At 69.4% G+C, this 26,111-nt stretch carries 24 protein-coding genes; 10 read left to right on the top strand and 14 right to left on the bottom strand.

What is annotated here, in order from left to right; genetic code table 11:
• The first annotated feature begins 90 nt into the window (after positions 1-90).
• Complete coding sequence (locus tag ASG72_RS03220) at positions 91-951, top strand: GNAT family N-acyltransferase (protein ID WP_244488709.1); 861 nt, start codon at positions 91-93, stop codon at positions 949-951.
• Positions 952-1,056: 105 nt separating this feature from the next.
• Here ASG72_RS03220 and ASG72_RS03215 read toward each other — a convergent pair whose 3' ends face one another.
• The 3 genes from ASG72_RS03215 to ASG72_RS03205 are packed head-to-tail and all read right to left on the bottom strand — an operon-like array spanning position 1,057 to position 3,778.
• On the bottom strand, positions 1,057-1,923 hold the full coding sequence (locus tag ASG72_RS03215; RefSeq protein ID WP_056708870.1) for an SDR family oxidoreductase: 867 nt from the start codon (positions 1,921-1,923) through the stop codon (positions 1,057-1,059).
• Positions 1,920-3,056 (bottom strand): tRNA epoxyqueuosine(34) reductase QueG, encoded by a 1,137-nt coding sequence (queG, locus tag ASG72_RS03210; protein WP_244488708.1) that lies wholly within the window; start codon positions 3,054-3,056, stop codon positions 1,920-1,922. The genes ASG72_RS03215 and queG overlap by 4 nt, the downstream gene beginning before the upstream one ends.
• Positions 3,057-3,085: 29 nt before the next feature.
• Positions 3,086-3,778 carry a glutathione S-transferase family protein gene (locus ASG72_RS03205; RefSeq protein WP_056708867.1) on the bottom strand — a complete coding sequence of 231 codons (693 nt, stop codon included), beginning with the start codon at positions 3,776-3,778 and terminating at the stop codon, positions 3,086-3,088.
• 243 nt (positions 3,779-4,021) lie between these two features.
• Here ASG72_RS03205 and ASG72_RS03200 point away from each other — a divergent pair, with 243 nt between their 5' ends.
• Positions 4,022-4,819 carry an undecaprenyl-diphosphate phosphatase gene (locus tag ASG72_RS03200; protein WP_056708864.1) on the top strand — a complete coding sequence of 266 codons (798 nt, stop codon included), beginning with the start codon at positions 4,022-4,024 and terminating at the stop codon, positions 4,817-4,819.
• Between the two features lie 36 nt (positions 4,820-4,855).
• On the opposite strand, the gene ASG72_RS03195 is transcribed toward ASG72_RS03200, so the two are convergent.
• Positions 4,856-6,421 (bottom strand): MFS transporter, encoded by a 1,566-nt coding sequence (locus tag ASG72_RS03195; protein ID WP_056709915.1) that lies wholly within the window; start codon positions 6,419-6,421, stop codon positions 4,856-4,858.
• A gap of 174 nt (positions 6,422-6,595) precedes the next feature.
• Complete coding sequence (locus tag ASG72_RS03190) at positions 6,596-7,504, bottom strand: protein-methionine-sulfoxide reductase heme-binding subunit MsrQ (protein WP_056709913.1); 909 nt, start codon at positions 7,502-7,504, stop codon at positions 6,596-6,598.
• A 119-nt stretch (positions 7,505-7,623) separates the two neighbouring features.
• On the opposite strand from ASG72_RS03190, the gene ASG72_RS03185 reads away from it, so the two are divergent.
• The gene (locus ASG72_RS03185) at positions 7,624-8,238 is read left to right on the top strand and encodes an HAD family phosphatase (protein WP_056708860.1); all 615 of its coding nucleotides are present in this window, start codon (positions 7,624-7,626) and stop codon (positions 8,236-8,238) included.
• Between the two features lie 9 nt (positions 8,239-8,247).
• Here ASG72_RS03185 and ASG72_RS03180 read toward each other — a convergent pair whose 3' ends face one another.
• Together ASG72_RS03180 and lepA are read right to left on the bottom strand one after the other, a co-directional pair.
• Complete coding sequence (locus tag ASG72_RS03180) at positions 8,248-9,381, bottom strand: GGDEF domain-containing protein (protein ID WP_056708856.1); 1,134 nt, start codon at positions 9,379-9,381, stop codon at positions 8,248-8,250.
• A gap of 142 nt (positions 9,382-9,523) precedes the next feature.
• Positions 9,524-11,329 carry a translation elongation factor 4 gene (lepA, locus tag ASG72_RS03175; protein ID WP_056708853.1) on the bottom strand — a complete coding sequence of 602 codons (1,806 nt, stop codon included), beginning with the start codon at positions 11,327-11,329 and terminating at the stop codon, positions 9,524-9,526.
• A gap of 122 nt (positions 11,330-11,451) precedes the next feature.
• Between lepA and ASG72_RS03170 the strand changes: the two genes are divergently transcribed.
• On the top strand, positions 11,452-12,036 hold the full coding sequence (locus tag ASG72_RS03170) for an XRE family transcriptional regulator (protein WP_056708848.1): 585 nt from the start codon (positions 11,452-11,454) through the stop codon (positions 12,034-12,036).
• 11 nt (positions 12,037-12,047) lie between these two features.
• Positions 12,048-12,584 carry a GNAT family N-acetyltransferase gene (locus ASG72_RS03165; protein ID WP_056709911.1) on the top strand — a complete coding sequence of 179 codons (537 nt, stop codon included), beginning with the start codon at positions 12,048-12,050 and terminating at the stop codon, positions 12,582-12,584.
• Between the two features lie 12 nt (positions 12,585-12,596).
• Here ASG72_RS03165 and ASG72_RS03160 read toward each other — a convergent pair whose 3' ends face one another.
• From ASG72_RS03160 to hrcA, 3 genes are all read right to left on the bottom strand, one after another.
• Entirely contained in the window at positions 12,597-12,845 is a 249-nt protein-coding gene (locus ASG72_RS03160) for a DUF3297 family protein (protein WP_056708845.1), read from the bottom strand.
• A gap of 93 nt (positions 12,846-12,938) precedes the next feature.
• Positions 12,939-13,565, bottom strand: a complete 627-nt coding sequence (locus ASG72_RS03155; protein WP_056709910.1) for an ankyrin repeat domain-containing protein — start codon at positions 13,563-13,565, stop codon at positions 12,939-12,941.
• Positions 13,566-13,606: 41 nt separating this feature from the next.
• Positions 13,607-14,689 (bottom strand): heat-inducible transcriptional repressor HrcA, encoded by a 1,083-nt coding sequence (hrcA, locus tag ASG72_RS03150; RefSeq protein WP_056709907.1) that lies wholly within the window; start codon positions 14,687-14,689, stop codon positions 13,607-13,609.
• A 151-nt stretch (positions 14,690-14,840) separates the two neighbouring features.
• On the opposite strand from hrcA, the gene dapD reads away from it, so the two are divergent.
• Positions 14,841-15,683 carry a 2,3,4,5-tetrahydropyridine-2,6-dicarboxylate N-succinyltransferase gene (dapD, locus tag ASG72_RS03145; RefSeq protein ID WP_056708842.1) on the top strand — a complete coding sequence of 281 codons (843 nt, stop codon included), beginning with the start codon at positions 14,841-14,843 and terminating at the stop codon, positions 15,681-15,683.
• A gap of 54 nt (positions 15,684-15,737) precedes the next feature.
• Here dapD and ASG72_RS03140 read toward each other — a convergent pair whose 3' ends face one another.
• Positions 15,738-16,250, bottom strand: coding sequence for a DUF1269 domain-containing protein (locus tag ASG72_RS03140; protein WP_056708839.1), 513 nt, complete (start codon positions 16,248-16,250; stop codon positions 15,738-15,740).
• A 92-nt stretch (positions 16,251-16,342) separates the two neighbouring features.
• Positions 16,343-17,836 carry an MDR family MFS transporter gene (locus ASG72_RS03135; protein ID WP_056708836.1) on the bottom strand — a complete coding sequence of 498 codons (1,494 nt, stop codon included), beginning with the start codon at positions 17,834-17,836 and terminating at the stop codon, positions 16,343-16,345.
• A 180-nt stretch (positions 17,837-18,016) separates the two neighbouring features.
• Between ASG72_RS03135 and ASG72_RS03130 the strand changes: the two genes are divergently transcribed.
• The 4 genes from ASG72_RS03130 to ASG72_RS03115 all read left to right on the top strand — a co-directional run bounded on the left by ASG72_RS03130 (position 18,017) and on the right by ASG72_RS03115 (position 21,548).
• Entirely contained in the window at positions 18,017-18,976 is a 960-nt protein-coding gene (locus ASG72_RS03130; protein ID WP_056708833.1) for an FAD-dependent oxidoreductase, read from the top strand.
• Entirely contained in the window at positions 18,966-19,361 is a 396-nt protein-coding gene (locus tag ASG72_RS03125; RefSeq protein WP_056708829.1) for a DUF393 domain-containing protein, read from the top strand. The genes ASG72_RS03130 and ASG72_RS03125 overlap by 11 nt, the downstream gene beginning before the upstream one ends.
• On the top strand, positions 19,358-20,047 hold the full coding sequence (locus ASG72_RS03120; RefSeq protein ID WP_056708826.1) for an SDR family NAD(P)-dependent oxidoreductase: 690 nt from the start codon (positions 19,358-19,360) through the stop codon (positions 20,045-20,047). Before ASG72_RS03125 ends, ASG72_RS03120 begins: the two co-directional genes overlap by 4 nt.
• A gap of 82 nt (positions 20,048-20,129) precedes the next feature.
• Positions 20,130-21,548, top strand: a complete 1,419-nt coding sequence (locus tag ASG72_RS03115; protein ID WP_056708823.1) for a cytochrome P450 — start codon at positions 20,130-20,132, stop codon at positions 21,546-21,548.
• Positions 21,549-21,615: 67 nt separating this feature from the next.
• Here ASG72_RS03115 and ASG72_RS03110 read toward each other — a convergent pair whose 3' ends face one another.
• Positions 21,616-23,199 carry a gamma-glutamyltransferase family protein gene (locus ASG72_RS03110; RefSeq protein WP_056708820.1) on the bottom strand — a complete coding sequence of 528 codons (1,584 nt, stop codon included), beginning with the start codon at positions 23,197-23,199 and terminating at the stop codon, positions 21,616-21,618.
• 153 nt (positions 23,200-23,352) lie between these two features.
• Positions 23,353-26,106, bottom strand: coding sequence for an EAL domain-containing protein (locus tag ASG72_RS03105; RefSeq protein ID WP_056708818.1), 2,754 nt, complete (start codon positions 26,104-26,106; stop codon positions 23,353-23,355).
• Positions 26,107-26,111 lie beyond the last annotated feature (5 nt).

Genomic DNA, 26,111 nt, shown 5'->3' with positions numbered 1-26,111 from the left:
GGACGCATGACGCCTCGGACCGTCGATGGAGCGAAGCCGGCAAATCACCCCCCGGGCGCGCAGCCTTTCCTGGCGCGCTTCTCGCCGATGATGCTGATTCCGGGCGGCTTCCGCTTCGGCGAGCTGCGGGAGGAGGCGCTGTCCGGCACGCTCGGGCGCAGCGGTTCGCTGGAGGTCCGGCTGGCGCGTGGGCCGCGCGAGATATGGCGGGCCCAGCGCCTGCGCTACCGGGTGTTCTACCAGGAAATGTCGGCGAAGCCGGGCGTGGTCTCGCGGATGTTCCGCCGCGATGCCGACCGGTTCGACAAGGCCTGCGACCATCTGCTCGTCATCGACCACGCCGCGCGCGGCCGCTTCGGCGGCATCAGGCCGCGCGTCGTCGGTACCTATCGGCTGATGCGGCAGGATGCGGCGGCGCGGCTCGGCGGCTTCTACACCCAGAGCGAATTCGACGTCGCGCCGATGATCGCGCGGCATGGCGGGTTGCGCTTCCTGGAGCTCGGCCGCTCCTGCGTGCTCGCGCCCTACCGCACCAAGAAGACGGTGGAGCTGCTCTGGCACGGCATCTGGGCCTATATCCGCCATCACCGCATCGACGCGATGTTCGGCTGCGCCAGCTTCGACGGCACCGACCCCGCGAGGCTGGCTCTGCCCCTGTCCTTCCTGCATCACCACGCCCGGGCGGAAGGGGCGTGGAGCTGCGCCGCGCAGGGCGCGCGCGGCATCGGCATGGACCTGCTCCCGGCGGAAACCCTCGACGCCAAGCTGGCGCTCAAGCAGATGCCGCCGCTGATCAAAGGCTATCTGCGGCTGGGCGCCCGCTTCGGCGCCGGCGCCGTGGTGGATCGGCAATTCGGCACCACGGATGTGCTCGTCATCCTGCCCGTCGCGGCGATAGACCGGCGCTATGTCGATTATTACGGCGAGGAAGGCCAGCGCTACGCCGCGTGACGGCCGAGCGCGCGCCGGGAGCTTAGAACAGCGACGACGCCACCCGCCGCGGCCTGAATGCTCCGCGGCTGGCCGCGCTGCGCGATGCCCGTGCCCCGTCCCGGCCTACTCCCCCGCCGCAGCCAGGGCGGTCAGGGCTTCGCGATAGCTGGGGTAACGGAAGGCATAGCCGAATTCGCGTTTCACCAGCGCGTTGGAGACGCGCTTGTTCTGGCTGTAGAAGCTCGCCGCCATCGGCGAGAGATGCGCCGGGTCATAGGGGATTTCCGGAGGCGGCGTCACGCCGATCAGCGCGGCCGCGTAACTCACCACATCCTGCGGCGGCGCCGGCTCGTCATCGGTGACGTTGTAGATCGCCCCCGCGCGCGGCTGCCGCAGCGAGGCGAGCAGCACGCCCGCAATATCCGCGACATGGATGCGGTTGAAGACCTGGCCCGGCTTGACCAGCCGCCGCGCCGTGCCCTCGCGCAGATTGACGATGGCGTTGCGCCCGGGCCCATAGATCCCCGACAGCCGGAAGATCTGCACCGGCTTGCCGCTGTACGCGCCGAAGGCGAGCCAGCTCTCGTCGACCGCGAGCCTCGCCCCGGCGCGGCCCGGCCCCGCCTGGCAGGCGGCGCTTTCGTCGATCCAGGCGCCGCCATGATCGCCATAGACGCCGATCGTCGAGAGATAGCCGATCCAGCCGAGAGCGGGCGCGGCCGACAGCGCCGCACCCAGGCAGGCCAGCGCCGGGTCGCCATCGGCGGTCGGCTGTGTCGAGACCAGCACGGCATCGGCCGCATGGATCGCCGCCTCCAGCTCGGGCGACACCGAGACGCCGTCGAAGACGAGCGTGGGCAGCCCGGCCTGCGTCAGCGCCCGCGCTTTCGCGTCGCTGCGCACCGTGCCGATGATCTCATGGCCCGCCGCCTGCGCCTCCCTGGCGAAATAGCCGGCGGAATAGCCCAGGCCGATGATGGCGATCTTCATGCGACCCGTTCCAGCTCCGTGACGACATCCCATTCCTGCCGGACCTGCGCATCGCTTTCCAGCCCGCGATGCGCGGGGGCGAGGCTGCGGGCCCGCTCCGGCACGAGCCGCCCCAATGCCCAGACCGCCATCGCCCGCACCAGGGGCGATGCATCGCGCAGCAGCGCCTCGGCATGCTGAGCGAGAGCGGGGCGGCCGCTATTGCCGATGGCGATCAGCGTGTTGCGCACCACCCGGTCGCGCCCGGTCCGCTTCACCGGCGTGCCGGCGAAGAGCGTGCGGAAGCCGGCATCGTCGAGCCCCGCCAGCGTCGCCAGATCGAGCGCGCCGAGCTCCTCCTTGAGCGCGAGCCGCGTCTCCTGCGCCGCGCCGGCGAATTTGTTCCAGGGGCAGACGGCCAGGCAGTCGTCGCAGCCGAAGACGCGGTTGCCGATGCCGGGGCGCAGTTCCGCATCGATATGGCCGGCATGCTCGATCGTGAGATAGGCGATGCAGCGCCTCGCATCGAGCCGATAGGGGGCGGGAAAGGCATCGGTCGGGCAGATCGCCAGGCAGCGCCGGCAGCTGCCGCAATGATCCTGCTCGGGCGCATCCGGCGGCAGCAAAGCGGAGGTGTAGATCGCGCCGAGGAACAGCCAGGAGCCGTGCTCGCGCGAGACCAGAACCGTGTGCTTGCCCTGCCAGCCGAGGCCGGCCGCCTGCGCCAGTGGCTTTTCCATCACCGGCGCGGTGTCGACGAAGACCTTGACGTCGGCGCCGCCGCGCGCCGCCAGCAGCCCGGCGACGCTCTTTAGCTTGCCCTTGATGACGTCGTGATAGTCGCGCCGCCGCGCATAGAGCGAGATCGCAGCCTGTTCCGGCCGGGCCAGCACCGCGAGCGGATCCTCCTCGGAGGCGTAGCTCATGCCCAGCATCACGACGGAGCGCACCTCGCTCCACAGCCGCCGCGGATCGGCGCGCTCGGCCAGGCGCTCCGCCATCCAGCCCATCTCGCCGTGATGCCCGGCTTCCAGCCAGGCCTGCAGCCTTGCCGGCGCCTCGGGGATCGCATCGGCGGTGGCGATGCGGGCGATGGCGAAGCCCTCCTGCCGCGCGCGCGCGACGACGGCCTGCTTCAGTGCGTCCCCCGACAGGGTGGCGCCGGTGCGAGAGGCCGACGGCTTCAAAAATCCAGATTGTCGTAATGGGCGCTCGGCGCCATCCCGGGCACGCGATCGCTCAGCAGGGGCCGGAAGCTCGGCCGGGACTTGATCCTCGCATACCATGCGCGGGCCGCTTCATCCTCTTCCCAGGGCACGTCGCCGAGATAGTCGACGCAGGAAAGATGCGCCGCCGCGGCGAGATCGGCATAGCTCAGCGTGGGACCGGCCAGCCAGTTCCGCTTGGCGGTGAGCCAGGCGATGTAGCGCAGATGATAGCGCACATTGCTGCGCGCCGCACGGATCGCGCTCATCTCGGGCGGGCCGCCGCCCTCGTCGCGGTTCATGAAGCGCTTCATCACCTTTTCCAGCACCAGCGGCGCGGTGATCTCGGCGTCGAATTTCAGGTTGAACCAGTCGAGCAGCCGGCGCACCTCGACCCGCTCGCCCGGCCCTTCCGGCAGCAGGCGGCGCTCGGCCAGCGCCAGCCCGCGGGTCTCGTCGAGATATTCCGCGATCGGCCCGGCACCCGGCACGGCGAGTCCGCTATCCTCAAGGAAGACCGGCGTCGTCCCGGCCGTGTTCAGCTCCAGGAATTCGCGGCGCCGCTCCCAGACCCGCTCCTCGACGAGCTCGGCCTCCATGCCGAACTCGCCGAGAACGAGTCGGATGAAGCGGGATTGGGGGCAGAGCGGATAATGATGAAGCGTCGCCATGGCACTCTTGGAACATTCGGGTGCGGCCGAAGCAGGGCCGCGTGACAGCGCCGCGCCCTGACTTGCGTGGTGGCCCGCTATACGCGCGGCTATGGACCGTCACAAGCCGCTCGCGCCCATTCCTTCAGGATAGCAGGGTCGGCTTTGCGAACTGGTAACCAATTCGCAAAGGCCTTGGCCCGATAGAGGGCGAGGCTTTACCGATGCGGCTCGAGCGGCGCTGATTCCCGGACAGGACATGCGATGGAAAACCTGATCGAGGCCATCATCCTCGGCGTCGTCGAGGGGCTGACGGAGTTCCTGCCGGTCTCCTCCACCGGCCATCTCCTGCTGCTCGGCCATTTCCTCGGCTTCGAATCGAACGGCAAATCCTTCGAGGTGCTGGTGCAGCTCGGCGCGATCCTGGCGATCATGCTGGTCTATTTCCGCCGCCTGCTCGACATCGCCATGCGCCTGGGCAGCGATCCGCAGGCGCGCCGCTTCGTGCTCGGCGTCCTCGTAGCCTTCCTGCCGGCGGCGCTGATCGGCGCCCTCGCCCATGGCTTCATCAAGACGGTGCTGTTCAACCCCGTCCTGGTCTGCACCTCGCTGATCGCGGGCGGGCTGGTGCTGATGGTGGTCGACGAGCTCGAGCTGGAGGTGAAGCACGAGGATGCGACCCGATTCCCGCTCTCGATGTATCTTAAGATCGGGCTGGTGCAGTGCCTGGCGATGATCCCCGGCGTGTCGCGCTCGGGCTCGACCATCGTCGGCGCGATGCTGCTCGGCGCCAGCAAGCGCGCGGCAGCCGAATTCTCCTTCTTCCTGGCGATGCCGACCATGGCCGGCGCCTTCGCCTACGATCTCCTGAAGAACTACAAGACCCTGACCTTCGACGACACCATCCTGATCGTCGTCGGTTTCATCGCCGCCTTCTGCTCGGCGCTGCTCGTGGTGCGGCTCTTTCTCGACTATGTCTCGAAGCGCGGCTTCGCGCTCTTCGCCTGGTGGCGCATCATCGTCGGCATGGTCGGCCTCGCCGGCCTCTGGATCGTCGGCTGACCGGGCTCAGCTCTCCGTCGGCCCGTCGCCGCGGGGCTACGGCGGCCTGACGCTCGGCATCGAGCCGACCTGCCGCTCGATCATGCGGTGCACGACCGGCGGGTTCGGCCCGCGATGCAGCGCCCGCACGCGCTGGCCGATCTCGGCATCCGCCTGCGTCACCCGCTGGTTCTGGCGGATATATTCGACCCAGGTCGGGCTGTCATAGCGCTCGATCCAGAGCTCGGCATTGGTCAGATCGCGCAGCAGCGCCCAATGCCGCGCGCCGTCGCGGCGCCGGATGCGGCGGCGCTCCGCCATCGCGCTGAGAAAGGCGACGATATCCTCCTGCGCGATGATGTATTCGATCGTCACGATCACCGGCCCGCTGCGCGGCTCGATGTCGACCGCCACGGTCGGCGCCCGCCAGCGGCTCAGCGGATCGAGATTCAGCGCCTCGAGCGGCGGCAGCGGATGGCGCAGGCCGACGGCCCCGCCGGCGAGCAGCGCCAGAGAGGCCAGATGCAGGGCCTGCTCGGTGCTCACCCCATGCGCGGCCTCGCCCCAGAGCCAGGCGCCGAGCGCCATGCCGCCGAAGGTCGCCATCTGGTAGAGCGCCAGCGCCCGGCCGACGACCCAGCGCGGTGCCGAGAACTGGACGGTGGCGTTGAAGGTCGAGAGCGCCAGCACCCAAGCCGCTCCGGCCATGACCAGCCCGAGCATGGACAGCGCCGTCACCGTGCTCAGCGAGACGATCACCGTCGCCAGCGCGAAGGCCAGGAAGCATAGCCGCGTCAGCATTTCGGTGGAGAGCCGGCGGCGCAGCCGGGCGCTGAAGAAGGCCCCGGCCACCGCGCCGAAGCCGAAGGAGCCGAGCAGCAGCCCGAAGGTGAGGGGGCCGCCGCGGACGAGGTCGCGCGCGATCACCGGCAGCAGGGCCTGTACGGCGATGCCGCCGAAGCCGAAAAAGGCGCCGCGCAGCAGCACGCTGCGGATGTTCGGCGACATCGCGACGTAGCGCAGCCCCGCGCCCATGGCCAGCCAGAGCGTCTCGCGCGGCAGCTGGCGCTCGACCTTGGGGGGCCGCCAGCGCGCCAGCACCGCGATCAGCGCGACATAGCTCGCCGCATTGATGATGAAGGCCGAGACGGCGCCCAGCGCCGCGACGATGAAGCCGCCCAGCGCCGGGCCGACGCTGCGGGCGATGTTGAAGCCGACGCTGTTCAGCGTGATCGCCGCCGGCAGATCCGGGCGCGGCACGAGATCGCCGACCGAGGATTGCCAGGCCGGGCCGTTCAGCGCGTTGCCGCAGCCGATCAGGAAGGTGAAGCCGAGCAGCAGCCAGGGCGTCAGCAGGCCGAACCAAGCGCTGACCGCCAGGCCGAGCGAGACGCAGAACATGAAGCCCTGCGCCGTCAGCATGATGCGGCGGCGGTCGTAATTATCGGAGATCGCTCCGGCCGCCAGCGCGAACAGCATCACCGGCAGCGTCGTCGAGGCCTGCACCAAAGCGATCACATCGGCCGAGGCGGCCAGCGAGATCATCATCCAGGAGGCGCCGACATTCTGGATCATGCCGCCGAAATTCGAGGCCAGGCTGGCGAACCAGACCTTCCTGAACATGGCGTGGCGCAGGGGCTGCAGCGTGCTGTTGCCGCCCCGTGCCGCGTCGACGCCCTGCGCCGCGAGATCGGCGGCGGCGACGTCGGCAGTGGGCTGGGCGTTAGGATCGTCCGGCATCCCGACAGGGTTAGAGGCTTGTGCCGATGCTGCCAACCTCCGCGATGCGCCGCGGCCTCATTCGCTCGTCGCGCTCTGGCTCCTGAGGCGCCCGGCCCGGACCGGCTTCGGCTCCCGGACGCCGGACCTCACCGCATGCGCCAGCGCCACCGCGAGCCCGGCCAGCGCCACCCAATGGCCGGGACGCAGGAACTGCAGGTCCTGATAGGTCAGCACGTCCCAATTCGCCTGGAACACCATCCAGGCCGATACGCCCGTGGTGGTGGCGTACCATGCGGTTTCGGCCAGCGCCGTGGCGAGCCCGGTCGCCAGCGCGGCCGCGACGAGGCTCGCGGCGGTGACGGGCAGCTTCCAGCGATTCATCAGCCGATAGAGCAGCAGCAGCGCGAAGAGCCCGTTGAGAAGCGCCGGCTGGCTGACGTCGATCTTGGATTGCAGGGCGAAATGCAGCAGCCCCAGCGCGGTGATGAGGTAGACGAGATTATGCAGGCGCTGCCAGGCCTGAGCGCCCATCCGCCGGATCATGCCGTCGGTCGAGGTCGCACCCAGGGCCGCCAGACCGAACACCGCGACGATGCCGACGGTCAGATAGAAGCGCTTGACGATTTCCGACAGGATCAGCCCCCAGTCGAAGGCGAGGTCGATGCAATAGAGCAGCAGATGCGCCAGCGCATAGCTCATCGCGCCCAGCCCGAGCATGCGCCGGATGCCGATCAGCTTGCCCCAGTCCAGGATGCGCCGCAGCGGCGAGACCGCCAGCGTTACCAGCAGAATGCGGATCGACCAGGTCCCGGTGTCGTGGACCGCGCGGGTCCAGGGTTTCGAGCCGAGCTGCCCGGTCCAGGCTTCATAGGCCAGGATCAGCGCCGGGATCAGCAGCAGCGCGAAAGCCAGCGCCCTCAGCCCCGAGAGCCGCCCCTGCCGGTCGAGCCAGGGCGCGTAGCCCGTCCATGTCTTCGCTGCCATGCGCGTCCCGTCATTCGCCATGCCATGCTAGATAGGCGCTTCCCCTTGCCTCTGTCGCCATCGATGGCACACAAGGGCGTGAGCGGCTTCCCCTTGCGACAGGCGATACGGACCCGGACATGCGTGCCTCCTCCCCCCATGTCGTCTTCGATGTCGGCAATGTGCTGATCCGCTGGGACCCGGCGCTGCTCTATCGCGAGCTCATCCCCGACGAGGAGAGGCGCCGCTGGTTCATGCAGAATGTCTGCACCGCCGCCTGGAACATCGAGCAGGATCGCGGCCGCTCCTGGGAGGAGGCGGTCGCCCTCCTGACCCGCGACCACCCGGAATGGGAGCGCGAGGTCCGCGCCTATGACGAGCGCTGGCACGAGACCGTCCCCGGCATCATCGAGGACAGCGTCGAAATCCTCGAGGAGCTCAAGGCCCGCGGCGAGAAAGTCTATGCGATCACCAATTTCTCGCGCGAGAAATGGGCGGAATGCCTGATCCGCTTTCCCTTCCTCGGCCGCTTCGACGGGGCGGTGGTCTCCGCCCATGAGCGGCTGATCAAGCCCGACCGGGCGATCTTCGAGACGCTGCTGAGCCGCTACGCCCTGCAGGCGCAGGACTGCGTCTTCATCGACGACAGCGCCAAAAATATCGAGGCCGCCGGCGCGGTCGGGATGCAGACGGTGCATTTCGTCGAGCCGATCGACCTGCGGGCCAGGCTGCGCGGCCTCGGGGTGCGGATCTAGCCCAGCCGCTCAGGCCGCCTGCCGGCCAACGCCGTCGCGATCGGCCCAGCGGAAGACGCCGCCGCCGGCGCGTTTGGCTTCGTAAAGCGCCTTGTCCACGGCCACCAGCAGCTGGCGCAGCTCGTCGCGCGAACTCTGCGCGCGGCCGGAGGCGATGCCGACGCTGGCGCCGATCGAGACCGGCACGTCGAGCTTCACCGGGTTGTGCAGCTGGATGATGACGCGCTGCGCCAGGGCCTCGGCCGAAGCGGCATCGGGCTCCGGCCCGTCGAACAGCAGCAGCAGCATGAACTCGTCCCCGCCGGTCCTGGCGGCGATGCCGCGCGGGCCGACGGCGCGCATCAGCCGCGAGCCGATCTGCTTCAGCACCTCGTCCCCGACCGGGTGCCCCAGCCGGTCATTGACCGGCTTGAACCCGTCGAGATCGATGGCCAGCACGGCGAAGGCGGTGCCCGGGCTCTGCCCGGCCGCGTTCAGCCGCTTCATGAAGGCGAAGCGGTTGGGCAGGCCGGTGACCGTGTCATGGCTGGCGTGATGCGCCAATTCACGCTCCGCCTCGATGCGCTGAATGAAATTTCGGCTGAGATGGCGCGACGCCTCTCGTAAGGTCAGCCAGAACAGTACCAGCAGGACGCCGCCGATCTGATAGGGCAGCTCGGGCCGCAAAAGGGCGCCGATGATCGTCGGCATCACCAGCACGCCGGAGGAGAGTGCGACGATCCAGGGGCGCACCGCGGCGCGCGAGATCATGCCGATGCAATTGGAGAGGCTGAGCCCGAGCCCGACCCAGGCGCCCGGCTGGTCGCCTTTGCTCAGGGCCAGGAAGGAGAGCACGCCCAGAGCGCCGCAGAACAGGGTCGAGCCGAGGGCGTAGAGGCGCTCCCAGCGCTGCAGCTGCGCCTGGCTCAGCGGCTGGCTGCGGGGATAGCGCATCAGCCAGCTGAGTCGCAGCCCGCCGGTGGCGGCGATGAGCCCGGCGACGAGCGCGTAATCCAGATCCCATCGCCCCACCGCCAGAGCGCAGGCGGCCATCGTCGCAGCGCCGCCGATGGCGGAGACCTGCGGCAGCGCGGTATAGAGCAGATCCACCAATTCGCGGTGGACGGCCGGATGCAGCTGTAACGGATCGGTCGCGGGACGCATCCCATCGACATAGACCGATCCGACTAACAATACGTAACGTCAATCGTCCAAAAGGGACAATTCATGCGCCCCGGCCTCGGATTCCGCGGCATGATGCGGCGGCGTGCCGCAGGGTTAGCGCCGCTCCGACGGAGGATCCCGATCAGCTGTCCATCTTGAGTGCGGCGATGAAGGCCTCCTGCGGGATCTCCACCTTGCCGAATTGCCGCATCTTCTTCTTGCCCTCTTTCTGCTTCTCCAGCAGCTTGCGCTTGCGGGTCGCGTCGCCGCCATAGCATTTGGCGGTGACGTCCTTGCGCAGGGCGCGGATCGTCTCGCGGGCGATGATCTTGCCGCCGATGGCCGCCTGCACCGGAATCTGGAACATGTGCGGCGGGATCAGCTCCTTCAGCTTCTCGCACATCGCCCGCCCGCGCGAATCGGCGCGGGTGCGGTGGACGAGCATCGAGAGCGCGTCGACCGGCTCGGCATTGACCAGGATCGACATGCGCACCAGATCGCCCTCGCGATAATCGGTGATCGCATAATCGAAGGAGGCATAGCCCTTCGAGATCGATTTCAGCCTGTCGTAGAAGTCGAACACCACCTCGTTGAGCGGCAGGTCGTAAACCACCTTGGCCCGCGAGCCGACATAGCCGAGGTCGATCTGCAGGCCGCGCCGGTCCTGGCACAGCTTCAGCACCGAGCCGAGATATTCGTCGGGGGTGAAGATCGTGGCGCGGATCCAGGGCTCCTCGATCGTCTCGATCTTCATCACATCCGGCATGTCGGCCGGATTGTGCAGCTCCAGCACCGAGCCGTCGCGCAGCCGCAGGTGATAGACCACGGAGGGCGCGGTCGAGATCAGATTGAGGTTGAACTCGCGCTCCAGCCGCTCCTGGATGATCTCCAGATGCAGCAGGCCGAGGAAACCGCAGCGGAAGCCGAAGCCGAGCGCGGCCGAAGTCTCCATCTCGTAGGAAAAGCTGGCATCGTTGAGCCGCAACTTCGACATCGCGCCGCGCAGATCCTCGAAATCGGCGGCGTCGACCGGGAAGATGCCGCAGAACACCACGGGCTGCACAGGCTTGAAGCCCGGCAGCGGCTGCGGCGTCGGCCGCCGGTCATCGGTGATCGTGTCGCCGACCGCGGTATCGGCGACCTCCTTGATCGAGGCGGTGAAGAAGCCGACCTCGCCAGGGCCGAGTTCCTTGACCTCGAGCATCTTGGGCTTGAACACGCCGACGCGGTCGACGCCATAGGCGGCGTTGGCGCGCATCATCCGGATCGTCATGCCCTTCTTCAGCACACCGTCGATCACGCGCACCAGCACGACGACGCCGAGATAGGCATCGTACCAGCTGTCGACCAGCAGGCATTTCAGCGGCGCCTCCTTGTCGCCTTTCGGCGCCGGCAGCTTCTGGACGATCGCCTCCAGCACGCCTTCGATGTTGAGCCCGGTCTTGGCCGAGATCGGCACCGCTTCCGAGGCGTCGAGGCCGATCACATCCTCGATCTGCTGCTTGATCCGCTCCGGCTCGGCCGCCGGCAGGTCGATCTTGTTGAGGACGGTGACGATCTCGTGATTGGCGTCGAGCGCCTGGTAGACATTGGCGAGCGTCTGCGCCTCCACGCCCTGCGAAGCGTCGACCACCAGCAGCGAGCCCTCGCAGGCGGCGAGCGACCGCGACACCTCATAGGCGAAGTCGACATGGCCGGGGGTGTCCATCAGGTTCAGGATGTAATCCTTGCCGTCCTTGGCCCGGTAATCGAGCCGGACGGTCTGCGCCTTGATGGTGATGCCGCGTTCCTTCTCGATATCCATGGTATCGAGGATCTGCTCGCTCATGTCGCGCGCAGCCACCGTCCCCGTCGTCTGGATCAGACGGTCGGCGAGCGTGGACTTGCCGTGGTCGATATGCGCCACGATCGAGAAATTGCGGATGTTGTCGAAGCTCTGGGTGCTCATCCGGCGCAGATAGCAGCGTAAGCCTGTCGCGCCAAGCGTTTGCGCCCGGGTGAGACGAAGCGCCCGCAGCGGCTGCTTCGCGCCGGCTTGACATTCCACGATATTGGAATTTTTCTTGGCTTATGCAGGATGCGCAGGACAATGGCGATCTCGACAGGCGGCTCGGCCAGAAGCTGAAGGCGGCGCGGCAGGCGCGCGGCTGGACGCTCGAGGATCTGGCGGGGCGCACCGGCGTCAGCCGCGCCATGGTCTCCCGGGTCGAGCGCGGCGAATCGAGCCCGACCGCGACCCTGCTGATGAAGCTCACCACCGGGCTCGGCATCAGCCTGTCCTCGCTGTTCGGCGACAGGGCCGCCGGTGGCCCGGTCGCGCGGCGGGCGGAGCAGCCGGTCTGGCAGGACCCCGCCAGCTGCTATGTCCGCCGCAACGTCTCGCCGGCCGGCAGCGGCTCGGACATCAACATCGTCGATGTGGAGGTGCCGGCCGGCGCCCGCATCGTCATCGACCGGTCGCGGCCTCCGGGCCGCACGGACCAGCAGGTCTGGGTGCTCGACGGGGTGCTGGAGCTCACCCTCGGCGCCGTGACGCATCGGCTCGAGACCGGCGACTGCCTGCATATGCGGCTCGACCAGCCGATCGCCTTCCATAATCCCGGCACCGCGCCCGTCCGCTATGCCGTGGTCCTGATGATCTCGGACGGGGCATGAAGGGGCAGGGCATGAGCGAACAGGGCATGGGGCTCGATATCGGCGTGCTGGACGGCGAGGGCGCGCGGCAGGACATTCCGGCGCTGGCGGCGATCCTGCAGGATGTGGTGGCGAACGGCGCCTCGGTCGGCTTCATGGCCTGGAACACCCCGGCCGATTACCGGGCCTATTGGGCCGGCGTGGCGGAGGAGGTCGCCGCAGGGCGGGTGCTGCTGCTGGCCGCACGCCAGGCCGGCGGCATCGTGGGGACGGCGCAGCTGCATCTGATCGGCAAGCCGAACCAGCCGCATCGCGCCGAGATCGCGAAGGTGCTCGTGCATTCCGCCGCGCGCCGGCAGGGCATCGGCGCGGCACTGGTGCAAAAGGCCGAGGCGCTGGCCAGGCTTCACGGCCGCAGCCTGCTGGTGCTCGACACCGACGAGGCGAGCCCGGCCCGCCGGCTCTATGCGCGGCTGGGCTGGACCGAGGTCGGCACCATTCCGCGCTATGCGCTGATGCCGGATGGCGGCGATTGCGCCTCGACCTTCTTCTACAAGGAGCTGGCCTGAGCGGGCCTGACCTCAGCTCTCGGCGGGCTTGCGGAAATAGGGCTCGACCGTGCCCTTCAGCTTCACCGTCATCGGATTGCCGAAGCGATCCTTGGCATTGCCGGCGGTGAGGCGGACCCAGCCCTCGCTGACGCAATATTCCTCGACATTGGTCTTGTCGACGCCCTTGAAGCGCACGCCGACGTCCCGCGCCAGCAGCTCCTCGTCATAATAGGGGCTGTTCGGGTTGGAGGAGAGGCGGTCGGGCAGGGTGTCGGTCATGGGCATTTGCCTCTGCGATCGGTTCGAGGAGCGGCCGGGCCGCGTGGCCGGCACAGGTAGCGCGATCCGCCGCCCATGCCAAATCGGTGCGCCTCAGCGGCCGCCGGCCTGCTCGATCAGGCGGGCCACGGCCTGCTGGCCACGCTGGCGGGCATGAGCCAGCGGCGTCACCCCGTTCCGGTCGGCGAGGTTCGGATCGGCGCCGGCGTCGAGAACGAGCTTGGCGACCTGCTGGTGGCGCGGCCCGCCATCGCCCAGGATCACGATCTCGAGCAGGCAGGTCCAGCCGAGATCATTGACGTGGTCGAGATCGATGCCGCTGCGGAGCAGCACCTGCACCGCCTCGACATGGCCGCGCTCGCAGGCGGGGATCAGCGCATTGCCGCCGAAGCGGTTGCGGATCGAGAGATCGGGCCGGTGCGGCAGCATGGCGGCGATGATCTCGGCCCGGCCCAGCGCCCCGGCGAGCAGCCAGGGCGTGTCCCGGTTGGCGGCCTGGGTATTCGGGCTCGCTCCCGCTTCGAGCAGGGTTTTCGCGACGCCGACATGGTTCTCCGCCACGGCCCGCAGCAGCGCCGAGCGGCCCTGCGCGTCCCTCGCTTCGAGCGGCGCGCCCGAGCGGACGAGCTGCGTCACCTCCTCGGCCCGCCCCGCGGCGGCGGCTGCGAGCAGGGCATCGCTCTTGGCGTCGCTCTGGGCTTGGGCCGAGGTAAAGCTCATGGTCACTCCCAGTGCGACGACCCGGACCAGACCGCCGGGCTTCACCGCCCGCCATCCAGCAGGCGCCCCACCACCTTGGCGGTGTAATCCACCATCGGCACGATGCGCGCATAGTTCAGCCGGGTCGGGCCGATGATGCCGACCACGCCGACGATGCGCTGTTCCGCGTCGCGGAACGGAGCCGCCACCATCGAGGAGCCGGACATCGAGAACAGCTTGTTCTCGGAGCCGATATAGATGCGCACGCCATCCCCGGCCTCGGCCCGGGTGAGCAGCTCGATCACGTCGGTCTGCGTCTCCAGATCGCCGAAGAGCAGGCGGATGCGCTCGAGATCCTCCTGGGCCCGGAGATCCTCCAGCAGATTGGCCTGCCCTCGCACGATCAGATGCCGGTCGCTGCTCGGCCCCGAGGAGGTGGCGATGCCGCTCTCGACCAGCCGCGCGGTCAGCGTGTCCAGCTCGCGCTCCATCTCGGCCCGGTACTGCGCGATCTCCTGGCGCAGATCCCCGAGCGTCTTGCCCATGATCCGGGCGTTCAGGAAATTCGCCGCCTCCGTCAGTGCCGAGGCGGGCAGCCCGGGCGGCAGGCTGAGCAGCCGGTTCTCGACCGTGCCGTCATCGGCGACCAGCACCACCAGCGCACGCGCGGGATCGAGCCGGACGAATTCGATGTGCTTCAGCCGCGCATTGGCCTTGGTGGTGACGACGACGCCGGCGCCGCGCGACAGGCCCGAGAGCAGGGCGGAGGCCTCGGTCAGCGTCGCATCCAGCGTGCGGTGGCTGGAGGCGGCCCGGATCTGCGCCTCGATCCTGGCGCGCTCCTCGCTGGTCAGATTGCCGACTTCCATCATCGCGTCGACGAAGAAGCGCAGGCCCCGCTCGGTCGGCAGCCGCCCGGCCGAGGTGTGCGGCGCGTAGATCAGCCCCGCCAGTTCGAGATCGGTCATCACATTGCGCACCGTCGCCGGCGACAGCGTCATCGGCAGCAGCCGGGCGATGTTGCGGGAGCCGACCGGCTCGCCCGTGGCGAGATAGCCGTCGACGATCTGGCGGAAGATCTCGCGCGAGCGCTGGTCGGTCTCGACCAGCCCGCCGGGGGATTCGGGGCGCGTGTGCAGGGTCATGGGCGCATCATACATGTCTTTGGCATCGGCTATAGAATTTGCCTCGCCCGCCCGCGGGATCAAGAGGCTCGGGGCGAGAGCCGCCAACCTTGACGGCGGAGCGCTCATCCGCCATCGCTCGCCAGCCATTCCCCAGCGCCGGAGCCCGCCGATGTCCCTGACCGATCTCGCCGCCACCATCGATGCCGCCTGGGACAACCGGGCCGAGATCGGCCTCTCCACCCGGGGCGCGGTGCGGGACGCGGTCGAGCAGGCGATCGAGATGCTGGATGCAGGCCAGGCCCGCGTCGCCGAGAAGAGCGGCGACGAATGGATCGTGCATCAATGGCTGAAGAAGGCGGTGCTGCTCTCCTTCCGCCTGACCGACAACATGATCATCGCCAACGGCCCGGGCGAAGGCGTGTTCTGGGACAAGGTGCCCTCGAAATTCGAGGGCTGGGGCGAGAACCGCTTCCGCGCCGCCGGTTTCCGCGTCGTGCCGCCCGCCGCCGCGCGCAAGGGCTCCTACATCGCCGCCAATGTCGTGCTGATGCCGTCCTTCGTGAATATCGGCGCCTATGTCGACAGCGGCACCATGGTCGATACCTGGGCCACGGTCGGCTCCTGCGCGCAGATCGGCAAGAACGTCCATCTCTCGGGCGGCGTCGGCATCGGCGGCGTGCTGGAGCCGCTGCAGGCCAACCCGACCATCATCGAGGATAATTGCTTCATCGGCGCGCGCTCCGAGGTGGTGGAGGGCGTGATCGTCGGCGAGGGATCGGTGCTCTCGATGGGCGTCTTCATCTCGGCCTCGACCAAGATCGTCGATCGCGCCACCGGCCAGGTCCATATCGGCAAGGTGCCGCCCTATTCCGTGGTGGTGCCGGGCTCGCTGCCGGGCAAGCCCTTCCCGGACGGCACGCCCGGCCCCTCGCTCTCCTGCGCCGTGATCGTCAAGACCGTCGACGCGCAGACGCGCTCGAAGACCGGGATCAACGAGCTGCTGCGCGACTGAGCTCCCGGCAGCGGGCGCGACAGAGCCTGCGCGCCCGCGGCTTTCCGGGCCGGTTCAGCCCGCGGCGGCGGGCGGCGCGCTCGCCGTATTGGCGATGGCGTCGCGCAGCGCCTGTTCGCGGCTATGGTCGAGCGAGGTCTTCAGCACCACGCCGCCCGTGCCCTTCATCGCCTCCAGCACCTTGTCGCCGGTCATCTTGTTGATCAGCACGAACAGCGCCGCATTGCCGGGCTGCAGGCTCGACGCCAGCTCCTTCATGAAGGCATCGTTCACGCCGAAATCGGTCAGCGCCCCGCCGAGCGCTCCCGAGGCGGCGCCGATCGCCACGCCGAAGATCGGCATCAGGAAGATCGCGCCGATCAGCAGGCCCCAGAAGCTGCCCGAGGCGGCGCCGAGCGCGGTGGTGTTGAGGAGCTGGTTCAGCTTCACCTTGCCGCCATCCTGCATCACCGCGATCGCCGCGTCGCCGATCTCGATCAGGTACTCCTTCTGCAGCGAGATGATCTTGCTGCGCATCTCCTCGGCGCGCGCTTCGGTCGGATAGACGATGACGACGAGATCGGACATGGCGATGGCTCCACGGTTCGGTCGGGGTGCAGACCCTGCGCCGACACTGTGACCGCGATGGGACGAACCGCGCCTTGACACGGCGCAAGCGCCTATTCGCCGGATACCGCCTGCGCGGCCTCCACCGAACGCCCGCGCAGGGGCAGCTCCGTCATCCGGCCGAGACAATAGAGGGCGGCCGCGAACCCCATTCCGGTCGCGCAGAAGACGTAGCGGAACAGCTGGATCATCAGCTCCCGGTCGACGGTGCCGAGCCTGAGCGATTCCGGCGAGAGCCCGGCGCCGCCGCCGCCGATGCCGCCGAGCACGATGGCGCCGAACACCGCGACGATCAGCGCCCCGCCGATCTGGCGGAAGAAATTGGCGACCGCGGTGGCGGTGCCGAGCTGATGCTGCAGCACCGCATTCTGGATCGCCACGGTCGCTACCGGCAGCAGCGTGCCCAGCCCCAGCGAGATCAGCGTCAGCAGCATGGCGAAGGGCAGGAGCGGCATCCGGCCGGAGAAGACAGCGAGCCCGGCCACGCCCAGGATCGCCACCGTCAGCCCGGCCATCGGCACGCGCTTGTAATGCTTGATCCGGGTCAGCGCCCGGCCGGAGGCGGTGGCGCCGATCACCGTGCCGCAGGTCAGCGGCAGCAGGCCGAGGCCCGAGGAGGCGGCGCTCAACCCCAGCACAGTCTCGAAATAGAGCGGCAGATAGATCGTCAGCCCGATGAAGGTGCCCATCCCGAAGCCGGCGGCGACCGTGCCCCAGCGCACCACCGGATTGGCCAGGACATCGAGCGGGATCAGCGGCTCCTGCGCGCTGCGCAGCCGCCAGGCGAAGCCGAGCCAAAGCAAGGTCGACAGCGCGACGAGGCCGAGGATCGGCGCAGAGCCCCAGGGGTAATGCGTGCCGCCCCAGGACAGGGCCAGCAGCAGCGTCACCGTCGCGCTGGTGATCAGCACCGCGCCGAGCAGATCCAGCCGGTGCGGGCGCTCGTACCGGGGCAGCCTCTTCAAGGCTCCGAAGGTCATCAGATAGGCCGCGAGGCCGAGCGGCAGATTGATCCAGAAGATCACCGACCAGTGCAGCTTCTCGGCGATGAAGCCGCCCAGCACCGGGCCGAGCAGCGAGGAGGCCATGAACACGCTGGCGATGTAGACCTGGTATTTGCCGCGCTCCCGCGGTGGCACCATGTCGGCGATGATCGTCTGCGCCAGCGCGATCAGCCCGCCGCCGCCCAGCCCCTGGACGAAGCGCGCTACCACCAGCAGCCACAGCGTCGGCGCCAAGGCGCAGGCGACCGAGCCCAGCACGAACAGGACGATGCCGGAGAGGAGCACGATGCGCCGGCCATGGATATCGGCGAGCTTGCCGTAGAGCGGCGTCACCGCCGTCGCGGCCAGGAGATAGGCCGTCACCACCCAGGGCAGATGCGCGACATCGTTGAGCTCGCGCCCGATGGTCGGCATGGCGGTGGCGACGATCGTCTGGTCCAGCGCGGCCAGGAACATGGCCACCATGATCCCGTAGAAGATGGTGCGGATATCGGCTTCGCTCAGCGGCGCAGCCGGCGCGGCGGTCTCGACCCGGTGATCCATGCGTGACATCGCGCCTGCGTTTGAGGAATGGCGGAACCTAGGGCGGCGCTCCGTCATGCGCCAGAACCGGGTACGCAGATGCGGCATGATCCTCCGGACTGGCAGCCATGCCATGCTCTGCGGGGCAGGTCCGGCGGGGGCGGCGGTGCGTAGACGCGTAGAGCAGGGCAAGGGACGGACATGACAGGACAGATCGCCATCATCGGCGCCGGCATGGCCGGCCTCGCGGCGGCCCGGCGCATCGGGGCGGAGGGGCATGCCGTCACGCTCTTCGACAAGAGCCGCGGCCTCGGCGGCCGCATGGCGACACGGCGGGTCGGCGCGCTGCAGTTCGACCATGGCGCACAATATTTCACGGCGCGCGGCGAGCGCTTCCGCGATTTAGTCGAGCGCTGGGAGCAGGAAGGCCGGGCGGCGCAATGGCAGCCGGGCCAATATGTCGGCACGCCGGGGATGACGGCGCCGGCCCGCGCCATGGCCGGCGAGGCCGAGATCGTCACCGGCGCGCAGGTGACCGGACTGGCCCGGACAGAGACCGGCTGGAGCGTGCTGACGGCGCAGGGACCCTGCGCTACCCCCGGCAATGGCCGCTATGAGGCGGTGATCCTCGCCGTTCCGGCGCCGCAGGCGGGGCCGTTCCTGGCTTCGGCCGGTCTCGTCTTCCCGGCTCTCGAGGCCGTGCGCTACGCCCCCTGCTGGGCGCTGATGCTGGCCTTCCCGGCCGATATCGCGCTGCCATTCGACGGTCTGCGCCCGCCGGGCGAGGCGATCTCCTGGATCGCGCGCAATTCCGGCAAGCCCGGTCGTGACGGCGCGATGCAGACGGTTGTGGTCCATTCCTCGCCGGCCTGGTCGCGGCATCATCTGGAGCGCGAGGCCGAAGCGGTCGCGCCCGAACTGCTCGCCTTGTTCGGCGCCATCACAGGGGTGACGGCGTCGCCGGAGTATTGCGCCGCCCATCGCTGGCGCTACGCGCTGGTGGAGCAGCCGGCGGGGGAGGCCTTCTATTTCGATGCCGCGGCCGGCATCGGCGCCTGCGGGGATTGGTGCATCGGCCCGCGGGTCGAGGCCGCCTTCGACAGTGGCGACGCGATCGGCGCCGCCTGGCTCGCCGCGCGGAGGCAGGCCGATGTCCGGTGAGACGACGCGGCTGACGGTTTATTATGACGGGTCCTGCCCGCTCTGCCGGGCGGAGATCGATCATTACGGCCGCCAGCAGGGGGCGGAGGGCCTGTGCTTCACCGATATCTCGCCGGAGGATGCGAGGCCGGGGCCTGATCTCGCGCGCAGCGCCGCGATGGCTCGGTTTCACGTCCGTGATCCACAGGGCCGGCTCGTCTCCGGCGCCGCCGCCTTCGTGCTGATCTGGCAGAGCCTGCCGCGCTGGCGCTGGGCGGCGCGGCTCGCACGCCTGCCGGGGGCGATGTGGCTGCTGGAGGGCGGCTATCGCCTGCTCCTGCCGGTGCGGCCGCTGCTGGCGCGGCTCGCGGCGCGGTTCTTCGCCGCCAGAACCGCCCGGCGATGAGCAGCGAGTCCGGGCTCGCCGTGGTCTTCGGCGCCGGCGGCGGCATCGGCCGCGCTTTGCTGGCACGGCTGCAGGTGGATGGCCGCGCCGTAGCCGGCTTCAGCCGCAGCAGCGCTCCGCCGATCGATCTGCTGGACGAGGCGAGCCTGGCGGCCGCGGCGCAGCAGGCCGCTTCGCTCGGTCCGCTGCGTCTCGTCATCGACGCGACCGGCTTTCTGCACGATGCGGGGCAGCGTCCCGAAAAGAGCTGGCGCGAGCTCGATGCCGACAAACTCGCGCGGGCCTTCGCACTGAACGCCATCGGCCCGGCCCTGCTGATGAAGCATGTGCTGCCGCGCCTGCCGCGCGAGGGGCGGGCGATCTTCGCCACGCTTTCCGCCCGGGTCGGCAGCATCGGCGACAACCGGCTCGGCGGCTGGTACGGCTACCGCGCCTCGAAGGCCGCCCTCAACCAGCTGATGCGCACCGCCGCGGTCGAGCTGAAGCGCAGCCATCCGCAGGCGATCTGCGTCGCGTTGCATCCGGGCACCGTCGAGACGGGACTGTCCTCGCCCTTCGCGCGGGCGGGGCTTTCGGTGCAGACACCGGACCAGGCGGCCGCCCGCATCCTCGCTGTGCTGGAGGGGCTCGATCCCGTCGACAGTGGCGGCTTCTTCGACCAGCATGGCGTGCCCATCCCCTGGTGACGCGATCCCGCCTCAGTCGCGGCCCATTCGCGGCCGAAGATCGCGGCTCCGGGGGGAGGATCAGGGCAAGGAGACGGGCCGCATGTCGACGCTGGTGATGAGGCAGGACCTGATGCGCAGGACGGTGCAGCCGCCCGTGCCGGTGCCGGCGGATCATGAATTCGGCCGGCTCGAACTCCTGCTGCGGCTCCGGCGCAACCCGCTCACCATCTGGCGGCGGCAGCATTTCCAGGACCGGATCGTCGCCGGCAAGAGCCTGCTCGGCTATGGCGTGGTGCTGTCGGACCCCGCCGCGATCCGCCATGTGCTGGTCGAGAACGTCGCCAATTACCGCAAGGACGATCTGCAGCGCGCGATTCTCGCTCCGGGCCTTGGCGAGGGCCTGCTGACGGTCGAGGGCGAGGCCTGGAAACGGGCGAGGCGGACTCTGGCGCCGCTGTTCACGCCGCGGCGCGTCGCCGCGCTGGCCCGCAAGATGCTCCCGCCGATCGAGGCGCAGGTCGCGCGCATGGCCGGGCGGCGCAGGGGCCGGATCGTCGACATCAGCCAGGACATGACGCGGCTGACCTATGACGTGCTCGCGGAAACCCTGTTCTCCAACAGCATCGCCGGCGGCGCCGCGGCCTTCGGCGAGGCGCTGACCCGCTATTTCGAGACGCAGGGACGGATCGATCCGCTGGATGTGCTGGGCGCGCCGTCCTGGCTGCCGCGCATCGGCAGGATCCGCTCGCGACCCGCCGTCGCCTTCTTCGAGAACCGCGTCGAGAGCATCATCGCCGATCGCCAGGCGCTGCGCCGGGCGGGTGCGCCGATCGAGGGCGACGAGCCGCCGGACCTGCTCTCGGCGCTGCTCGACGCCCGCGATCCGGAGACCGGCCAGGGGCTGAGCGATGCCGAGATCGGCGCCAACATCGTAACCTTCATCGGCGCCGGCCACGAGACGACGGCGAATGCGCTGACCTGGACGCTGTATCTGCTGTCGCTCGCGCCGGAGATCCGCGAGCAGGTCGAGGCCGAGGCCGATGCGGTGGCGGGCGATCCCGCCGCGGCCGCGCTCGGCGGCGAGGGGCTGGCGATGACCCGCGCGGTGATCGAGGAGGCGATGCGGCTCTATCCGCCGGTGCCGTCGCTCTCGCGCGCCGCCATCGCCGATGACGAGGTGGGCGGCGTGGCGATCCCCAAGGGCGCCCTGGTCATCGTCGCCCCCTATGTGCTGCACCGGCACGAGACGCTGTGGGAGGAGCCGGCGAGCTTCCGCCCGGAGCGCTTCCTGCCCGGCGCGCGCGAGAGGATCGACCGCTATGCCTATCTGCCCTTCGGCGCCGGGCCGCGCATCTGCATCGGCCAGCAATTCGCGATGGTCGAGGCGGTGCTGGCGCTGTCCCTGATGGTCCGCGCGCTGCGCTTCGATCATGCCGGGGACCGGCCGCCGCGGCCGATCCATCAGATCACCCTGCGTCCCGATGGCGGCATGCCGATGAAGGTGACGCCACGCCGGTGAGCAAGGGCGTCAGGACGGCTGCCGGCGCCGCAGGGGCTGCGCGCGCCGGCCTTCGCGGATCGACCGGTCAGAGCACCGCGACATAGCCGTCGCGGCGGCTTTCGCTGGCGGCCATATAGCCGTCGCCATAGCGCATGATCAGCTGGCCGGCCCCGGAATCATTGCTCCATTGCGGGATCGGCTTGACGACATGGCCGCGGGCCTGAAGCGCCTCGACCCAGCTGCGCGGCATCGCTTCCTCGACCAGCAGCGTGCCGTCATCGGCCAGGCGCCAGCGCGGCGCATCGAGCGCCGCCTGGGGCTGCAGATCCTGGTCGACCAGCCGGCTCACCACCTGCACATGCGCCTGCGCCTGCACGGCGCCGCCCATCACGCCGAAGGCGGCGCGCGGCGTGCCGTCGGCATCGGAGAGGAAGCCCGGGATGATCGTGTTCATCGGCTTCTTGCCGGGCGCGATGGCGTTGGGATGATCGGGGTCGGTCGAGAAACAGGCACCGCGATTATGCAGAGCGATGCCCGTGCCCGGCACCACGAGCCCGGAGCCGAAGCCGCGATAATTCGACTGGATCAGCGAGACCATCATGCCGCTGCGATCGGCCGTGCAGAGATAGACCGTGCCCTGGGCGCGGGACGGCTTGGGCGCGAGCCCCGAGCTGCGGGCGGGATCGATGCCCGAGGCGAGACTGGCGAGGCGCTCCGGTGCCAGCAGCTCCTCCGCCGTGATCCGCATCTGGCGCGGATCGGTGACATGGGCATGGAGGTCGGAAAGGCCGAGACGCGTCGCTTCCACGGCGAAATGCATGGCCTCGGGATCGTCGAGGGGCAGATCCTTCAGCGGCAGCCTGTCGAGAATGCCGAGCGCGATCAGCGCGGCGATGCCCTGGCCATTGGGAGGGATCTCGTGGACGAGGCTGTCGCGGTAGCGCTGCTGTAGCGGCGTCACCCATTCATGCCGGTGGGCGGCGAGATCGGAGGCGCGCAGGGCCGCGCCATTGTCGCGGGCATAGCGCTCGATCGCCTCGGCGAGTTCGCCGCGGTAGAAGCTCTCGCCCTGGCTCTCGGCGATCTTGGTCAGGGTCGCGGCGGCGTTGGGATTGCGGAAGCGTTCGCCGGCCCGGGGGGCGCGGCCATTCGGCAGGAACGCCTCGGCGAAGCCGGGGATGTCGCCGAACCATCCGGCCTGCAGCGCCCAGGAGCGTGCGATGACATAGGGGACGAGGAAACCGTCATGCGCATACCGGATCGCGGGCTCGAACAGATCGGCGAAGGGCAGCTTGCCATAGCGCTGCGACAGCGCCACCCAGTTCGACACGGCGCCGGGCACGGTCACCGGCGCCCAGCCGGTCAGCGGCATGGAGGGCAAGGCATGGAGCGGGGTGGGGTCGAGCCCGGCCGGCGCGGCGCCCGAGGCGTTGGTACCCTGCAGCGTCTCGCCGTCCCAGATGATGGCGAAGGAATCGCCGCCGATCCCGTTCATCGTCGGCTCGACCACGGTCAGCGCGATCGCCGTGGCGATGGCGGCGTCCACGGCATTGCCGCCGCGCGCCAGCATGGCGAGGCCGGCCTGGGCGGCCAGCGGCTGGGTCGTGGCCACGCAGGCATCGCCGAAGACCGGGACCCGGACCGACGGATAGGGGAATTCGAACTTCATCGAAGCGCTCTCGGGCTGGACGGGCTCTGCGGCCGGATCTGAGCCGTCACATCTAGCGCGCCGGGACGCCGCCGTCGCCGGCAAACCCCCCACATTTCTGAACAAGCTGCTTGTGTGTTTTGCAGTGCTGGTTCGGCCGGTGCCGCCGGCGGATCAGGCGACGCGGCGATCCATCGGCTGCTCCGCCAGGAAGCGCGCCTCCAGATCCCGCACCGGCAGCGGCTTGGCGAAGAGATAGCCCTGGCCTTCCTTGCAGCCCATCCCGCGCAGGATTTCCAGCGCGTCCTCGGTCTCGATCCCTTCCGCGATCACCGAGAGCCCCAGCGCATGGCCGAGGCTGATGGTCGAGGCGACGATCGCCGCATCCGGCGAGCCCGGTTCCAGCTTGCGGACGAAGGATTGGTCGATCTTGATCTTGTCGAGCGGAAACGCCTTGAGATAGGTCAGGCTGCCATAGCCGGTGCCGAAATCGTCGAAGGCGATGCGTACGCCCAGCGCGCGGATCCGGGCGAGCGTCGCCTGCGTCTTGTCGATGTCGTCGAGGATGATGTCCTCGGTGACCTCCAGCTCCAGCAATTCGGGCCGCAGCCCGGTGCTCTCGAGCAGCGCGAGGATCTCGTCGGCGAGATTGCCGGCGACGAATTGCGCCTGGGTGAGGTTGACGCCGACGCGCATGGCATGGCCCCGGCGCTGCCAGGCGGCGGCCTGGCTGCAGGCGGTCGCCATGATCCACGCCGCCACCGGCTCCGCCAACGAGGTGGTGTTGACGACGGGCATGAACTCGCCAGGCGAGACATAGCCGCGCTCCGGATGGCGCCAGCGCACCAGCGCCTCTGCGCCGGAGAGCGCCCGCGTCGCGAGGTCGAGCTGCGGCTGGTAGAACAGCTCGAACTCCCCGCGGGTGAAGGCTTCGCGCAGTTCGGCCTCGAGCACATGGCGCTTTTCCAGCGCATTGCGCATGCGGCGCTCGAACAGGCAGGGCGCGGTCATGTCCCGCGCCTTCGCCTCGGACAGGGCGAAATGGGCGTTGCCGAGCAGTTCCTCGGCATCCTCGGCCTCGCTCGCCATGGCGAGGCCCGCGAAGAGCGGCGCGCGCTGCCGGCGCCCGTCGACGATGATCGGCGCGTCCTGGAAGGCGGTGACCAGGCGCTGCGCCAGGGCGCAGGCCTCGTCCTCGGGCAGATCCGTCGCGAGAACGGCGAATTCGTCGCTGCCGAGCCGGGTGAGGAGGCCGGTTCCGGCCAGGAGCTCGCCGAGACGGGCGGCGATCGCCAGCTGCAGATGGTCGCCGAAGATATGGCCGTGCAGGTCGCTCAGCTGCTGGAAGCGGCTGATCGACAGGGCCAGCAAAGCGGTGCGCGCGCGGCTCGCTTCAGGCTGCTGCATCGCCGTCTCGATGCGGGCGATCAGGTTGTTGCGATTGGGCAGGCCGGTCAGCGTGTCGTGCTCGGCGAGAAAGCGGATGCGTTCCTGCTGGCGCTTGCGCTGGGAGATGTCGCGGAGCACGGCGCCATATTGCAGCATGTCCCCGGCCTCCCAGGCCGAGAGGCTGCATTCCAGGTCGAAGATCTCGCCATTCTGGCGCCGGCCCTTCAGTTCGACGATCAGACCGCCGCCCTGCTTGAGCTGCTCCACCGGCGCCGCCGTCAGCCGGAACGCCTCGCCTTGGCCGGATGCCAGCAGCGTCTCGAAAGTCTGGCCGATCATCGCCGCCTCGCGATAGCCGAAGATCGCCTCGGCACCGGGATTCCAGAGCGTGATCCGTCCCTCGGCATCGGTGCAGGCCAGCCCGTCGCGCAATGACATCGCCACGCGCTGGAAGCGACGCTCGGCCAGGTTCTTCAGCAGCCCGCGCAGGTTGAGCTCGTCGACCGCGATGGCGACGACATAGAGCGCGAGCGCGGCCAGGATCAGGGAGGTGTCGATGGCGACCGGGCGGAGAGCCTGCACCAGCATCGCCCCGGCTTCGACCGCGAGGGCCGCGGCGAGGATCGCCGCCACCCGCGTCACGGCGCGCCAGCGCCGCCAGGCGAGGATCATCGCGCCGAAGACGAGGGTCAGCCCGGCGAGCGACAAGGCGTGCGAGGTCATCCGCAGCGTGCGGCCCTGGATGATGCTCTCGGCGGCGAGGGCCTGCACCATCGAGCCCGGCAGGACGTCGCCGCCCGGGACGATGAAGCGGTCGCCGAGCTCGGCCGCCGTACCGGACACGATGATCTTCTTGCCCGCCAGCCCGGCCAGCGCCGCGGCATCGCCCTTCAGGATGTCGCCGACCGAGATGCTCGGCACGCTGTCATGGCGGATGCCGTAATCGATGCGGAAGGGCGGCGCCGCAGGGTCGTGGCGGCCGGCCATCAAGGCGCTGGCGGAGGCTTGGAACTCGCCGTCGATGGTCGCGCCGAAGCCGTAGCGCCGGATGATCCCGTCCGGCTCCGGCAGCACGTTCACCAATCCCAGCCAGGCATGGTCGGAGAAGCGCGCCAGCGGCCGGTTGACATGCAGGGTCTGGCCGTCGCCGCGATCGGCGATCCGCTGCTTGAAGGCGGCGAGCACGACCGAGCCGCCCGCCGATTTCAACGCCTCGGACAGGGCCGCATCCTCGGCTTCGCTGGAAGGCGTGCTGAAATCGACGTCGAAGACGATATCGGTGACGCCGGCCTTCTCCGCCGCCGCGATCAGCCGGGCATGGACGCTCCGCGGCCAGGGCCAGACGCCGACGCTCCGGATCGCGCGGGAATCGATCTCGGCCAGCACGATCTGCCCGGTGGCCGGGCGCTTCACCCAGTCGAAGCGGCTGTCGAACAGCATTTCGCGCAAAGACGCCTGCTGGCCCGTGAGAGCCAGCAGGGTGAGGGCGGCGGCGACCAGCAGATGCGGTCGCCAGGATTTCAGCCAGGATTCAGCCATGCATC

Origin of the sequence: Allobosea sp. Leaf344 (assembly GCF_001426225.1) — a bacterium.
Taxonomy (GTDB): domain Bacteria; phylum Pseudomonadota; class Alphaproteobacteria; order Rhizobiales; family Beijerinckiaceae; genus Allobosea.
This window is presented reverse-complemented; position numbering and strand designations above follow the sequence as displayed.

Excerpts from the sequence above, each read along its gene's own strand:
- ASG72_RS03220 (WP_244488709.1), top strand. The coding sequence starts at position 91 with ATGCTGATTCCGGGCGGCTTCCGCTTCGGCGAGCTGCGGGAGGAGGCG.
- ASG72_RS03215 (WP_056708870.1), bottom strand. The coding sequence starts at position 1,923 with ATGAAGATCGCCATCATCGGCCTGGGCTATTCCGCCGGCTATTTCGCC.
- ASG72_RS03205 (WP_056708867.1), bottom strand. The coding sequence starts at position 3,778 with ATGGCGACGCTTCATCATTATCCGCTCTGCCCCCAATCCCGCTTCATC.
- ASG72_RS03200 (WP_056708864.1), top strand. The coding sequence starts at position 4,022 with ATGGAAAACCTGATCGAGGCCATCATCCTCGGCGTCGTCGAGGGGCTG.
- ASG72_RS03195 (WP_056709915.1), bottom strand. The coding sequence starts at position 6,421 with ATGTTCAGGAAGGTCTGGTTCGCCAGCCTGGCCTCGAATTTCGGCGGC.
- ASG72_RS03190 (WP_056709913.1), bottom strand. The coding sequence starts at position 7,504 with ATGGCAGCGAAGACATGGACGGGCTACGCGCCCTGGCTCGACCGGCAG.
- ASG72_RS03185 (WP_056708860.1), top strand. The coding sequence starts at position 7,624 with ATGCGTGCCTCCTCCCCCCATGTCGTCTTCGATGTCGGCAATGTGCTG.
- ASG72_RS03180 (WP_056708856.1), bottom strand. The coding sequence starts at position 9,381 with ATGCGTCCCGCGACCGATCCGTTACAGCTGCATCCGGCCGTCCACCGC.
- lepA (WP_056708853.1), bottom strand. The coding sequence starts at position 11,329 with ATGAGCACCCAGAGCTTCGACAACATCCGCAATTTCTCGATCGTGGCG.
- ASG72_RS03170 (WP_056708848.1), top strand. The coding sequence starts at position 11,452 with ATGCAGGATGCGCAGGACAATGGCGATCTCGACAGGCGGCTCGGCCAG.
- ASG72_RS03165 (WP_056709911.1), top strand. The coding sequence starts at position 12,048 with ATGAGCGAACAGGGCATGGGGCTCGATATCGGCGTGCTGGACGGCGAG.
- ASG72_RS03160 (WP_056708845.1), bottom strand. The coding sequence starts at position 12,845 with ATGACCGACACCCTGCCCGACCGCCTCTCCTCCAACCCGAACAGCCCC.
- ASG72_RS03155 (WP_056709910.1), bottom strand. The coding sequence starts at position 13,565 with ATGAGCTTTACCTCGGCCCAAGCCCAGAGCGACGCCAAGAGCGATGCC.
- hrcA (WP_056709907.1), bottom strand. The coding sequence starts at position 14,689 with ATGACCCTGCACACGCGCCCCGAATCCCCCGGCGGGCTGGTCGAGACC.
- dapD (WP_056708842.1), top strand. The coding sequence starts at position 14,841 with ATGTCCCTGACCGATCTCGCCGCCACCATCGATGCCGCCTGGGACAAC.
- ASG72_RS03140 (WP_056708839.1), bottom strand. The coding sequence starts at position 16,250 with ATGTCCGATCTCGTCGTCATCGTCTATCCGACCGAAGCGCGCGCCGAG.
- ASG72_RS03135 (WP_056708836.1), bottom strand. The coding sequence starts at position 17,836 with ATGGATCACCGGGTCGAGACCGCCGCGCCGGCTGCGCCGCTGAGCGAA.
- ASG72_RS03130 (WP_056708833.1), top strand. The coding sequence starts at position 18,017 with ATGACAGGACAGATCGCCATCATCGGCGCCGGCATGGCCGGCCTCGCG.
- ASG72_RS03125 (WP_056708829.1), top strand. The coding sequence starts at position 18,966 with ATGTCCGGTGAGACGACGCGGCTGACGGTTTATTATGACGGGTCCTGC.
- ASG72_RS03120 (WP_056708826.1), top strand. The coding sequence starts at position 19,358 with ATGAGCAGCGAGTCCGGGCTCGCCGTGGTCTTCGGCGCCGGCGGCGGC.
- ASG72_RS03115 (WP_056708823.1), top strand. The coding sequence starts at position 20,130 with ATGTCGACGCTGGTGATGAGGCAGGACCTGATGCGCAGGACGGTGCAG.
- ASG72_RS03110 (WP_056708820.1), bottom strand. The coding sequence starts at position 23,199 with ATGAAGTTCGAATTCCCCTATCCGTCGGTCCGGGTCCCGGTCTTCGGC.
- ASG72_RS03105 (WP_056708818.1), bottom strand. The coding sequence starts at position 26,106 with ATGGCTGAATCCTGGCTGAAATCCTGGCGACCGCATCTGCTGGTCGCC.